This window comes from Clostridium disporicum (genome assembly GCF_001405015.1).
GTDB lineage: Bacteria > Bacillota > Clostridia > Clostridiales > Clostridiaceae > Clostridium > Clostridium disporicum_B.
The window spans coordinates 24,652-37,045 of the sequence record NZ_CYZX01000011.1 but is presented as its reverse complement, the minus strand read 5'-3'; the positions used below and the strand labels follow the sequence as shown (position 1 = coordinate 37,045).

13 protein-coding genes are annotated in these 12,394 nt (G+C 27.7%); 12 read left to right on the top strand and 1 reads right to left on the bottom strand.

The features are described from left to right. Positions 1-44: 44 nt before the first annotated feature. The 10 genes from spoIVB (at position 45) to mgsA (ending at position 9,880) form a co-directional block, all read left to right on the top strand. Positions 45-1,235 (top strand): SpoIVB peptidase, encoded by a 1,191-nt coding sequence (gene spoIVB / locus ARA56_RS08765; RefSeq protein WP_055265806.1) that lies wholly within the window; start codon positions 45-47, stop codon positions 1,233-1,235. A gap of 244 nt (positions 1,236-1,479) precedes the next feature. Beyond that, on the top strand, positions 1,480-2,286 hold the full coding sequence (gene spo0A / locus ARA56_RS08760; RefSeq protein WP_055265804.1) for a sporulation transcription factor Spo0A: 807 nt from the start codon (positions 1,480-1,482) through the stop codon (positions 2,284-2,286). Between the two features lie 198 nt (positions 2,287-2,484). Then, positions 2,485-3,156, top strand: a complete 672-nt coding sequence (locus ARA56_RS08755) for an HD domain-containing protein (protein WP_055265802.1) — start codon at positions 2,485-2,487, stop codon at positions 3,154-3,156. Positions 3,157-3,237: 81 nt separating this feature from the next. Further along, positions 3,238-3,873 carry a stage II sporulation protein M gene (spoIIM, locus tag ARA56_RS08750; protein WP_055265800.1) on the top strand — a complete coding sequence of 212 codons (636 nt, stop codon included), beginning with the start codon at positions 3,238-3,240 and terminating at the stop codon, positions 3,871-3,873. 71 nt (positions 3,874-3,944) lie between these two features. Then, positions 3,945-4,823, top strand: coding sequence for a tyrosine-type recombinase/integrase (locus ARA56_RS08745; RefSeq protein WP_055265798.1), 879 nt, complete (start codon positions 3,945-3,947; stop codon positions 4,821-4,823). A gap of 56 nt (positions 4,824-4,879) precedes the next feature. After that, positions 4,880-6,049, top strand: a complete 1,170-nt coding sequence (locus tag ARA56_RS08740) for a phosphopentomutase (RefSeq protein WP_055265796.1) — start codon at positions 4,880-4,882, stop codon at positions 6,047-6,049. 22 nt (positions 6,050-6,071) lie between these two features. Further along, positions 6,072-7,376: a pyrimidine-nucleoside phosphorylase gene (locus ARA56_RS08735; protein WP_055265794.1), complete on the top strand. Its 1,305-nt coding sequence runs from the start codon at positions 6,072-6,074 to the stop codon at positions 7,374-7,376. A gap of 91 nt (positions 7,377-7,467) precedes the next feature. Next, the gene (locus ARA56_RS08730) at positions 7,468-8,691 is read left to right on the top strand and encodes a D-alanyl-D-alanine carboxypeptidase family protein (protein ID WP_055265792.1); all 1,224 of its coding nucleotides are present in this window, start codon (positions 7,468-7,470) and stop codon (positions 8,689-8,691) included. A gap of 104 nt (positions 8,692-8,795) precedes the next feature. Beyond that, a complete protein-coding gene (locus tag ARA56_RS08725) occupies positions 8,796-9,425 on the top strand; it encodes a hypothetical protein (protein ID WP_055265790.1) in 630 nt (209 codons plus the stop codon). 86 nt (positions 9,426-9,511) lie between these two features. Next, a complete protein-coding gene (mgsA, locus tag ARA56_RS08720) occupies positions 9,512-9,880 on the top strand; it encodes a methylglyoxal synthase (RefSeq protein ID WP_055265788.1) in 369 nt (122 codons plus the stop codon). A 44-nt stretch (positions 9,881-9,924) separates the two neighbouring features. Here mgsA and ARA56_RS17145 read toward each other — a convergent pair whose 3' ends face one another. After that, a complete protein-coding gene (locus ARA56_RS17145) occupies positions 9,925-10,653 on the bottom strand; it encodes a YwaF family protein (protein WP_055265786.1) in 729 nt (242 codons plus the stop codon). Between the two features lie 145 nt (positions 10,654-10,798). Between ARA56_RS17145 and ARA56_RS08710 the strand changes: the two genes are divergently transcribed. Then, on the top strand, positions 10,799-11,743 hold the full coding sequence (locus ARA56_RS08710) for a CobW family GTP-binding protein (RefSeq protein WP_055265784.1): 945 nt from the start codon (positions 10,799-10,801) through the stop codon (positions 11,741-11,743). Positions 11,744-11,757: 14 nt separating this feature from the next. Next, positions 11,758-12,381 carry a GTP-binding protein gene (locus ARA56_RS08705; RefSeq protein ID WP_055265782.1) on the top strand — a complete coding sequence of 208 codons (624 nt, stop codon included), beginning with the start codon at positions 11,758-11,760 and terminating at the stop codon, positions 12,379-12,381. Positions 12,382-12,394 lie beyond the last annotated feature (13 nt).

Here is a 12,394-nt window from a genome sequence, read left to right as displayed (position 1 = left end):
TATAAGGGAAAATTAAAGTCAGAAGCAAAGGAGGAGGAGATAAAATGATTAAAAAGTTCATTAAACGCTTTAGCATAATAGCTGCTCCAATGTTTATTTTGACTTTAATTACTTATCTAAGTATCTCAAGGATACCAGATAAAATATACATTAATGAAGAATCAAAGTTAACAGACCTTTCATTACATGATACTAGCTTTCTAAACAAAATAAAATTAAATAACGATAAATTGAATATAGACTTTTTAGGACTTTTTCCTATAAAATCTGTAGCTGTTCAAACAGTTCCAAATTTAGAGGTATATCCAGGTGGAACTAGTGTTGGAGTCAAATTATCCACAAATGGAGTCCTAGTTGTAGGATATTCAAATGTGGAGACACTAAATGGAACAGAAGATAGCCCAGGTAAAAGTTCAGGTATAGAGCTAGGAGATATGATATTAAAAGTTAATGGAACTGACATAGAAAGTTCTAAGGATTTGATATCTAAAGTTAAATCAAGTAATAGTGATTTTATAAATGTTGAAATTTTAAGAGGTAAAAGTAAGTTAACAAAAGAAATTAAACTTTTAAAAGAAGGAGAAGAATATAAATTAGGATTATGGGTGCGTGATTCTACTGCAGGGATTGGAACATTAACATTTTATCATGAAGATAGTGATACTTTTGGTGCATTAGGACATCCAATAACAGATTCTGATACAAATACAGTATTTTCAATAAAAAATGGTGAATTACTTAGATCATCCATTTTAAGTGTTAGAAAAGGTCAAAGAGGAGCTCCTGGAGAATTGAAAGGATTATTCCTCAATGAAAAAGAATCAATTGGAAGTATAAGTAGAAATATGGGATCAGGAATATATGGAAAGACCTCTGAACCATTAATAAATCCTGTATTTAATGAACCTATGCAAGTTGGTTATAGGAATGAGATAAATGAAGGACCAGCAAAAATTATAACAACTATAGGAGAAGATGGTCCAAAATTATATGATATAGAAATTGTTAAATTATTGCCTCAAGATAAACCGGGGGCAAAAAGTATGATAATCAAAGTAACTGATGAAGAGTTATTAAGTCGTACAGGTGGAATTGTTCAAGGAATGAGTGGAAGTCCAATAATACAAAATGATAAAATTATTGGTGCAGTTACGCACGTTTTGATAAATAAACCCGATTATGGATATGGTATATATATCGAATGGATGTTAAAAGATGCTGAAATTTTACCATAAAAGCAAGGCCTACTTTATTAAAGTAGGCTTTTGTTTAAAAAAAGGCAGAAAAATTTCAAAATTATGTAAAAAGGACTATTATGTTTTTTTTTATTGTGTTATAATACAAATATAATGTGATTTGTATTATAAAAAACATAAATTTTACAAATAATTAAAAATCTATTAAATTGAAGGGTTTTTTTATATAACATTGAATATGGTTTATATTTTTATGTAAAATCATGGTAAAGGAGAAAGGGAAATGGAATCAAACAAAATTTCAGTATTAATTGCAGATGATAATAAAGAATTTTGCAGTATTTTAAATGACTATTTATTAAATCAGAGAGATATTGTTGTAACAGGTATTGCAAAAGATGGAAAGGAAGATTTAGCACTTATTGAACAAAAAGAACCAGATTTAGTTGTTTTAGACATAATTATGCCACATTTAGATGGCCTTGGAGTTCTTGAAAGATTACATTCAATGAATTTAAAGAAATTTCCAAGAATCATTGTTCTTTCAGCAGTAGGACAAGATAAGATAACTCAAAGAGCTATAACTTTAGGTGCAGATTATTATGTAGTAAAACCATTTGATATGGATATTTTTACAAAGAGAATAAGGGAAATGTTTAATGGGGTTGTTACAACAGAAGTTATAAAGAAACCTATATCAGTACCTGTAAACGAAGTAGTGTCATCTAATGGGCCAATGGATTTAGAAACTGAAATTACAAATATTATCCATGAGATTGGTGTGCCTGCTCACATAAAAGGATATATGTATTTAAGAGAAGCTATAACTATGGTTGTTAATGATATGGAACTTCTATCTGCTGTTACAAAGGAATTATATCCTTCAATAGCTAAGAAATACAATACAACAGCTTCAAGAGTAGAAAGAGCTATAAGACATGCTATAGAAGTTGCGTGGGGAAGAGGGCAAATAGAAGCTATCAACAAATTGTTTGGATATACAGTTCATAATGATAAAGGAAAGCCTACAAATAGTGAATTTATCGCTATAATTGCAGACAAGCTAAGACTTAAGAATAAAGTTTCTTAATAATTAAAAAGCTAAATAAGAATGGTTAAGACAGCAACTAATTTGTTAAATGCATTTTAGTTGCTGTTTTTTATGTTATTTGATTATTATTGTTTTATAACTTAATAGTAATTTAGTAATATAGATAAAAAAGAGAGGGATAATATAGTTAAAATTATAAATTTAAAATAATATGTTAAAAAGAAAGTAGGTATAAATTTGAGTACATTATTAAGATATATAATTGATCATCTTTTAGCTGATGCTAAACCATCAATTTATTTAAAAAGTATTAAAGAATCATTAAAAGATACACCTTTAGAGATACTGATAGAATTAGAATCGGTAGAACAAGAAAAAAAACACCATCCAGAAGGAAATGTGTGGAATCATGTATTATTAGTTGTAGATCAAGCAGCTACTATAAGAGAGTATGCAAATAGTCCTAAGAGTCTAATGTTAGCAGCTCTATTACATGATGTAGGGAAAAAAGCAGCAACTAAAAAAAATAGAAGCGGTAGATGGATATCTTACGATCATGATAAAATTGGAGCTGACTTAGCTCGTAAAATATTAAAAAACTACGATATTAAAGAAGATGAAATTGATAAGGTTTGTAATATGGTTAGATATCATATGCACCATTTATTTATTATAAAAAACTTACCTTATGGAAATGTTGAAGGCTTGATAAATGATGTAGATATTAATGATATGGCATTATTATTTATTTCTGATAGATTGGGAAGAAATCAAGAAACATATGAAGAAAAGAGTAAGGAAGTTTTAGATGTACTAGAAATCTTAGATATTTTAAAAAGAAATTATAATGTAGATGTAACTCAAGCTAAGGAAAATGTTGAAAAAATACTGAAAAATTTAAATAAATAGTGTTTTACATATATTCACTTATGAATAATACTGTTAATCTCGTCATATTATTCAATGTAGAATGATTTTGGAGGGATTAAAATGAATATAATTAATAAGGCACAACATAATTATAAAGAGAATAAAATATTTTATTTTATGGTATTCATATTTTTTTGCGTAGGAATTACTTTAGGAACTTTTATGGTTAAGTATATGAACTATAATGATGCTACTGACTTAACAGATTACTTTTTAACTTTTACTAAAAGTATAGTTTCAGAGCAAGTTAACACAAAAGTTTTATTACTAGATGTTTTAAAGAAAAATTTGATTCTGCTAACAGCAATCGTATTATTTGGATTTACAATCTTTGGTGCCCCATTAATTTTATTAATAGACTTAATTAAGGGATTTACCTTAGGTTATACATTTAGTTTTTTATTAACTAGCTTTGATGGAAAGGGAATTTGGCTTGCAGTAGCATCGACTTTACCTCAGAACATAATTTATATACCATGTTTCATTGCATTAAGTATAGTTTTTATACAATTTTCTTCAATGAAACTTAGAGATAGGTTCTTTAATAAAGGAAAAGTAAATACAATAGTAGAGAAGGAAATAATTTTTAAAGTAGGGGTATTCTTGTGTGTATTTATTGTTGGTACGATAGTTGAAACTTATCTCTGTCCAAACTTAATTAAGTTTATTTTAACAAATGTTTATAAAATTGTTTAACAGAATATAAATATAGAGGGAAATATAAAAAAATGTCGAATTATATAAATTAGATGGGAATGGGGAGAATTATGAAAGAGATAGTAAACGAGTATAGGGAATCATTGTTACAAAGCCATAAAAGTGAAAATACTGTTTATGCATATGTTACAGATGTAAATTTATATATTAAATATTTAAATAGCAAGGATATTTATCTAAATGAATCAGATAATAACACAGTATCTGATTATATACAATATCTATTAGATGAAGGGAAATCTGAAAGGTCAATAAATAGAATAGTAATTAGTTTAAGAAGTTTTTATAATTTTTTAAAAGATCATAAGATAATAAGAGATATTCCTAAAATATATTATAAGGCAACTGATAGCACAAAGAAACTTCCAGAAATTCTTACAGTTGAAGAAGTTGATAAGATAATAAAGGTAGTGGATAAGGATTGTAATAAAGGTATAAGAGATAACGCACTATTAGAACTTATGTATGCAACTGGTATGAAGGTATCAGAAATAATAGGGTTAAAAGTAGAATGTGTTAATCTTGATTTATCATACGTTGTATGTCATGATAATAGAAATTATGAAAGAGTAATTCCTATTGGCAGAAGTGCTAAAAATGCAATAAAAGAATATTTAAAGATAAGAGATCTTATTGCAGCAAGTGGAGTTGATAATCTTTTTGTAAATCTTAATGGTCAACAATTAACTAGACAAGGTGTATGGAGAATAGTAAAAGAGTATTCTCACAAAGCTGGAATAAAGAAAGATGTAAACTTAAATACTTTCAGACACTCATTTGCTGTACACTTATTACAAAATGGAGCTAATGTAAGAGCAGTACAAAAATTATTAGGAAATCAAGTCCTAACATATATGGATACTTACTATGAAATAATAAACAATGATAAGATAAATTTAGTTTACAAGAACTCCCATCCGAGAGCATAAGGCAATAAGACATGAGTATAGGGAGCATATTTAAGAGTAGGAAAGGAGAAACAAAAATGAAGAGAGCTATACTAGTTATATTAGATAGTTTAGGAGTAGGAGAATTACCAGATGCAAAGGAATATGGTGATGTTGGAAGCCATACGCTAGACAACATATATAAAGTTTGCGGAAGATTAAATATTAACAATTTAGAGGAGCTTGGTATCGGAAATATAGAAGGCGTTAATGGACCTAATAAATGTGATAGTCCAAAAGGATCATATGGTAGAGCTATGGAACTTTCTAAAGGTAAAGATACAGTTACTGGACATTGGGAAATCGGAGGGGTTATCTTAGATAAACCATTAAACACATATCCCGAAGGATTCTCAGATGAAATAATAAATGAATTTTTAGAAAAAACAAATCAAAAAGGTATATTAGGTAATGTAGTTGCTTCAGGGACAGAGATAATTAAAGAATTAGGTGCAGAACATGTAAAAACAGGATACCCAATAATCTATACTTCTGCAGATTCAGTATTTCAAATAGCAGCTCATGAAGAAGTTATTTCCATAGAGGAATTATATAAAATGTGCGAAATTGCAAGGGAAATGTTAGTAGGCGACAAGGCTGTAGGTAGAGTAATCGCAAGACCATTTATAGGTGAAGAAGGTAACTTCACAAGAACATCTAATAGAAGAGATTATGCGTTAAATCCATTTTCTAAAACTATGCTTGAATATTTAAAAGAAAACGGTAAAGAAGTAGCAGCAGTAGGCAAAATAGAAGACATTTATAATAAAGTAGGTGTTACTAAAGCTGTGCATACTAAAAATAATATGGATGGCGTAGATAAAACATTAGAATATATGAAAGAAGTAGAAGAGGGATTAATCTTTACTAATCTTGTAGATTTTGATATGTTATATGGCCATAGAAATGACGCAAAAGGTTACGGAAAAGCTATAGAAGATTTTGATGGCAGATTACAAGAAATATATAACAATATGAGCGATGATGATATGCTTATAATTGCAGCAGATCATGGTTGTGACCCTACAACAGATAGCACAGATCACTCAAGAGAATATATTCCAGTATTAGTTTATGGTAAAAAACTTAAAGGTGGAGTAGATTTAGGAACAAGAAAAGGCTTTACAGATATAGGAAAGACTATTTTAGATTTCTTTAATATAGATAATGAAATTAAAGGTGAAAGCTTTTTAGATAAGCTAAAGTAGTTTCTTAGGAGGAATATTAATTATGAGAATGTATGACATAATAATGAATAAAAGAAAAGGTAATGAATTATCAAAAGAAGAGATTGATTTTGTTGTAGATGGATTTACAAAAGGTGAAATTCCAGATTACCAAGTTTCAGCTTTGTTAATGGCTATTTTCTTTAATAAAATGAATAAAAGAGAAACTGCAGATTTAACTATGGCTATGGTAAAATCAGGAGATGAAATTGATTTAAGTAAAATTAATGGAATTAAAGTAGATAAACATTCAACTGGAGGAGTTGGTGATAAAACTTCAATCTGCTTAACTCCTTTAGTAGCATCATTAGATGTGCCTGTAGCTAAAATGTCTGGAAGAGGTTTAGGACATACAGGAGGAACTATAGATAAGCTTGAAACATTTGAAGGATTCTCTGTAGAATTAACAGAAGAAGAATTTACTAATAATGTTAACTCAATAAACATAGCAATTATGGGGCAAAGTGGAAACCTAGTTCCAGCTGATAAAAAGCTATATGCATTAAGAGATGTTACAGCGACAGTAGATAATATGTCTTTAATAGCATCAAGTATAATGAGTAAAAAGATAGCTTCAGGAGCAGATGCCATAGTTTTAGATGTAAAAGTTGGAGATGGAGCTTTTATGAAAACACCAGAAGATGCTAGAAGCTTAGCACAAGAGATGGTTAACATAGGTAATGCTTTAGATAGACAGACTATAGCTGTAATATCTGATATGGATCAACCTTTAGGATATGCTATAGGAAATAGCTTAGAGGTTAAAGAGGCTATAGAGCTATTAAAAGGTAATGGGCCAAAAGACTTATTAGAATTAACTTTAACTATAGGTTCTAATATGTTAGTATGCGCAAAGAAGGCTAATACTGTAGAAGAGGGAAGAAAATTATTACTTCAAAACATAGAAAATGGTAAAGGCTTAGAAAAGCTAAAAGAATTTATAAAAGCTCAAGGTGGAGATGTGGCACCAATAGATAACTTAGATCTTTTACCAAAAGCTAAATTTATTGAACCTGTAGTAGCACAACAGGATGGATATATAACAAAAATTAAAGCAGAAGCTTTTGGGCTAATAGCAATGGAATTAGGTGCAGGAAGAGCAACTAAGGAAAGCGAAATAGATTTAGCTGTTGGTATAGTTTTAAATAAGAAACGTGGAGATAAAGTTTCTAAAGGTGATATTCTAGCTTATATTCATGCAAATAACGAAGATAAGATAGAAAAAGCTAAAAAGGATATATTAAGCAATATAACTATAAATGATAGTTATGACTTAAATATTCCAGTAGTATATGAAATAATTAGATAATTATAAAAAAATATGATATAGAGAAATAATAATTCTTTCTATCATATTTTTATTTCTTTTGGTAATAATAAGCTTGAAAGGAGGAACATAGATGAACAAAAATTTTATTAAAATTATTTCTTTTGTACTTTTATGTTTATTATCTTTAAGCAATATTACAGTTAGCGCAAGCTTAAATGGAGAAAACTTAGAGGAAGAATTCTACGATGAAATTACTACTAATTCAGTGTATGAAGAGGGTAATATAGTAGTTGAAGCGAGAAGTGCACTTTTAATGGAGCCAATAAGTGGCACTATTTTGTATGAAAAAAATATAGATGAAAAGTTTGCTCCAGCGTCAGTTACAAAAATAATGACAATGCTTTTAGCTATGGAAGCTGTAGATAGTGGTAAAATATCTTTACAAGACAAAATAACTTGTAGTGAAAATGCTAAAAAAATGGGTGGTAGCACAATGCTACTAGATACAGGAGAAGTAAGAACAGTAGAAGAAATATTAAAAGGAATTGCTATTGCTTCAGGAAATGATGCTGCAGTTGCTATGGCGGAGTTTTTAGGTGGTACAGAAGAAGCTTTTGTTGAAATGATGAATAAAAGAGCACAAGAGCTGGGAATGACTAATACAACTTTTAAAAATTGCAATGGATTACCTGTAGAAGGACATCTTTCAACCGCACGTGATATTGCAACAATGTCAATGGAACTTTTAAAACATAAAGGTATTTTAAAGTATACTGGAACATACATGGAAACAATATCAGAAGGTCGTAAAACTCCAATAGAATTAGTAAATCATAATAAGTTAGTTCGTTTCTTTAATGGATGTGATGGTCTAAAAACAGGATTTACTGATGAAGCAAAATATTGTATTTCTGCAACAGCAGTTCATGATGGTGTAAGAATGTTAAGTATAATTATGGGTGCGCCAACATACAAGGTGCGTAATAGAGATGCTAGCATGCTTCTAAATTATGGTTTCTCAAAATTTGAAGGCAAAAAGATTTTTGATAAAGATGCTGATGTAGAAAAGATTTATTTAGGCAAGAATACCGACAGATTCTTTATAGCAAAATCTCAAGATGATTTAGTTATTGTAGTACCTAAAGGAACTGATGGTGAACCAACAACTAAAGTGGTATTAGATGAGTTAAAAGACTCATATACTATGGGAGAAGTTGTAGGAAAATGTGAAGTTTATATGGGAGAAAACAAAGTTGGTGAAGGATTACTTTATGCAGATAGAGATGTAGAAAAAGCTAATTTCCTAGATAACTTCAAATATAATATGAAAAATCTATTTAAAAAAGGTATCTAATAAAAATTTGAGCACATAATATACTAAATTTTGTATATTATGTGCTTGATTTGTTTATACAAATATGCATTATATGATATAATCAAGCTATAGGAGTGGATATTATGAAAAGAATAAGTATTTTAGCTTTGATTATAATTACTATGCTAACTATAGGTTGTAGTAATAAAAATAAAGAAAGTATAGATAACAATGGAATGTATACAGAAGAAGTAGAGAAAGATGAAGAAATAATTGAAGAAAATTATACTGTATTTAATTGTTTAGATAATGTTTATGAGAAAAATCAAGATATTACATTATACGAAAAAGGTGAGGAAGTATTTAATAACTTAACTAATAATATATATGAAACTGGTAAGTATATGGAAGTAGACTATGCTAATGATTTTATTGAGAAATATTTATCTGGAGATCAAAGCGTTTATAATTATTTAATAACTCTTGATGATAAATATGATGTAGGATATAAAGAAGCTAATAATGATGAAAAAGATAGATTAAAAGAATCATTACAATTTTTAAGAGAGCAGATGTATTTAAATAATGAAGATCCAATTTATTTTAGGCTTTCTAAAGTTAGTTATGATGGACAAGTTGATGGAATAAAAGATTCAGTTATTTTAAATATGACTGGATATATTTCAGGGGATAATATTAACTTTTTATCTTTATCAAAGTTTACTATTACTATAGTTCAAGATAAAGACAAGTTATTAGTTAATATTATATAGAAATTATAAGTATTGTTTTAAGCAATAGGCAAGATGAATAACTTATAATTTACAATAAAAAATTAAAAATTTTTGGAGGAGAGTATATGAAGGTAGCGTTAATAGCCCATGATAAGAAGAAAGAAGAAATGATAGAATTTACTAAGAAAAATGAAGACATATTAAAAAATATGGATTTAGTTGCTACAGGAACAACAGGATTAAGAATTATGGAGAATACATCTTTACAAGTTAAAAGATTTAAGAGTGGACCATTAGGAGGAGATCAACAAATAGGGGCTTTAGTATCTGAACATGAAGTTGATATGGTAATTTTTTTAAGAGACCCACTTACTGCACAACCTCATGAACCAGATATTAGTGCATTATTAAGATTATGTGATGTTTATAAGATACCACTAGCAACAAATATTGGAACTGCAGAGCTTTTACTAGAGGCAACAACTATAAAGTAGTTAAATAAATACATAATAAAAAAAGTCAGCTTTGCTGGCTTTTTTTATTTTAAATATTTATAGCTAAATTTTAATATTAAGTACCATAATAACATTGTAATTAGGAATAGGAATTGTAGATTTATAAAGTAAAAATATCCTTCTCCTATGTAAGATAAAACAGAATCTTTAGCAGCATAATTTGAAGTAAAGCTTACAAACATATAATTCGAACCGTATATTTCGTTAAATATACCAAGACAAATTCCTAGAATTTCAGTTAGAAATATAACTTTAAAAGTATCTTTTATAGTTACGGTATATTTGTAAATAAAAATAAAATAGATTGGAATTAAAATGATAGATAGATGACAAATCATAAATTGGTAGTATCTAAAATATTTAAATGAAAGATCTAATTCAGGTGCTAAAAGGCTACTTATTCCACCTAATACACCGGTAAAGACAACAAAATTAAACAGATTTTTATTTTTAGTAAAACATAATATTATACAAAGGATATTACTAATAAAGCAAATATGAAGAGGGAGATTATATACAGTTACTCCATTACTAGACCATTCTAATATATAGTAAAGTGTTAGAAAAATTGAAGATATTATAGCAAAAGAGTATCTAAGTTTTTTATCTAATAATTTATTATTTCTGAGTTTATTCCTCATTAAATAAAGTGCAATTATTATAAATATAAGAATAACGATAGGGGTGAACTTTTCAAAGAAAGTTATTTGATAATTTACCTCTATGTTACTTAAGCTAAAAAACTTACTCATAAACACCATCCTTAATATAATAATTATTATATTAAAGTATATAAAGATACAGGGATAATATGATAAAAAAAGTTACTTTAAACATATTTATAATATCAAAAACATAAAATGGTTTAAGGATAGTAATTAGAGGATGTGAGTAAAAATGAAAGTTAAAGTAGATGTATTTTCAGGTTTTTTAGGCGCAGGAAAAACAAGACTTATTAAAAAGTTAATTAATGATAAGTATTATAGAGAAAAGATAGCTATAGTTGAAAATGAATTTGGAGAAGTAAGTATCGATGGTGCTATTTTAAGAGAAACAAACACTGTAATTACAGAGATTAATTCAGGATGTATTTGTTGTCAAGTAAGTGGAAATTTTAAAAAAGCTATATCTAATATTATTAATAATTATGAAGTTGATAGGCTTATAATTGAGCCTACTGGTGTCGCTAAACTTAGTGAATTAAAAAGAGTATTTGAAGAAAAAGAACTTAGTGAAGTTGTAGATATAGATAAATTAATTACAGTTGTAGATGGAGAAAGATTTTATATATACTTAAATAATTTTAGAAAGTTCTTCGTAGATCAAATTAAAGCTGCTGATGTAATAGTTATTAGTAGGGTACAATTTATAGATAAAGATAAATTGGATAAGATAGTAGCTGATATTAAAACTTTGAATTCAAAAGCTATAGTAGTAGATAAAGAGTGGAGTAAAGTAAATGCACAAGAACTTATTCCAATAGGAGAGCATAGGAAAGGTGATAATAAGATTTTTAGAAGAGCCTATGTTAAAAATAATAAAGGAGTATCAGCTCATATTGATTCTGCAGATGATACATTCCAAACATTTGCTATGAGCTTAAATAGAGCAATTTCTGAAAAAGAGCTTATTAGTAAATTTAATTTTGTAGCTAATACACATAGCTTTGGGGAAATTATAAGAGCTAAAGGTATAGTAAAACTTAATGATGAAACAATGAAGCAATTTGATTTTTCTTTAGATGAATTCTCCATTGAAGCTGTAAATTATGAAGGTGATGGGATTATATCTTTTATCGGTGTAGATTTAAATAAAGATGAAATAAAAAGATTTTTTCAGTAATAATAGGTGAAATTATGAAAGTAAAACTAGATATTGTCACAGGTTTTTTAGGAAGTGGAAAAAGTGTATTTATAAATAATATTATTGCCGAAACTATTACAAATGATGAAAAAGTGGTAGTTATACAATTAGAAGATGGTGAAACAAAGATAAGAAAAGATTTTATTAATGTTAAAACTTTTATGTATGATGATGAGATTTGTAAATTAGATTCTTTTATAAATAATACTATAGAAGAATCTAATTGTACAAGAATCATAATAGAGTATAATGGAACAGAATCTTTTGAAGAATTACAATATACTTTAAGTATCCATAATACAAGAAAAAAATATAAGATAAATGATATTTATTTTATAGCTGATGCAAATGTAATAGAATCTTATATTTTAAATATGGGAGATTTTATTATACCTGCTTTAGAAAGTAGTAATTTAATACTTATAAATAATTGTTTTGACAAAAAAGAGGACAAGATTAATGAAATTATATCATTAATAAAGAAGATTAATTTAAACGGACATATTTTAAAATGTGAAAATAATGAAGATATAGGAAATACAATAATGAAAAGTAACTTATTTAGTAAAAAAAGAATTAAAAGATTATATATGAACATAAGGGGAGAGAGAAATTAAATTTTAGAAAAGG

Coding starts and splice junctions, on each gene's coding strand:
- ARA56_RS08710 (WP_055265784.1), top strand. CDS start 10,799: ATGAAAGTTAAAGTAGATGTATTTTCAGGTTTTTTAGGCGCAGGAAAA.
- spo0A (WP_055265804.1), top strand. CDS start 1,480: ATGGAATCAAACAAAATTTCAGTATTAATTGCAGATGATAATAAAGAA.
- ARA56_RS08740 (WP_055265796.1), top strand. CDS start 4,880: ATGAAGAGAGCTATACTAGTTATATTAGATAGTTTAGGAGTAGGAGAA.
- spoIVB (WP_055265806.1), top strand. CDS start 45: ATGATTAAAAAGTTCATTAAACGCTTTAGCATAATAGCTGCTCCAATG.
- ARA56_RS08725 (WP_055265790.1), top strand. CDS start 8,796: ATGAAAAGAATAAGTATTTTAGCTTTGATTATAATTACTATGCTAACT.
- mgsA (WP_055265788.1), top strand. CDS start 9,512: ATGAAGGTAGCGTTAATAGCCCATGATAAGAAGAAAGAAGAAATGATA.
- ARA56_RS08735 (WP_055265794.1), top strand. CDS start 6,072: ATGAGAATGTATGACATAATAATGAATAAAAGAAAAGGTAATGAATTA.
- ARA56_RS08730 (WP_055265792.1), top strand. CDS start 7,468: ATGAACAAAAATTTTATTAAAATTATTTCTTTTGTACTTTTATGTTTA.
- ARA56_RS17145 (WP_055265786.1), bottom strand. CDS start 10,653: ATGAGTAAGTTTTTTAGCTTAAGTAACATAGAGGTAAATTATCAAATA.
- ARA56_RS08745 (WP_055265798.1), top strand. CDS start 3,945: ATGAAAGAGATAGTAAACGAGTATAGGGAATCATTGTTACAAAGCCAT.
- spoIIM (WP_055265800.1), top strand. CDS start 3,238: ATGAATATAATTAATAAGGCACAACATAATTATAAAGAGAATAAAATA.
- ARA56_RS08705 (WP_055265782.1), top strand. CDS start 11,758: ATGAAAGTAAAACTAGATATTGTCACAGGTTTTTTAGGAAGTGGAAAA.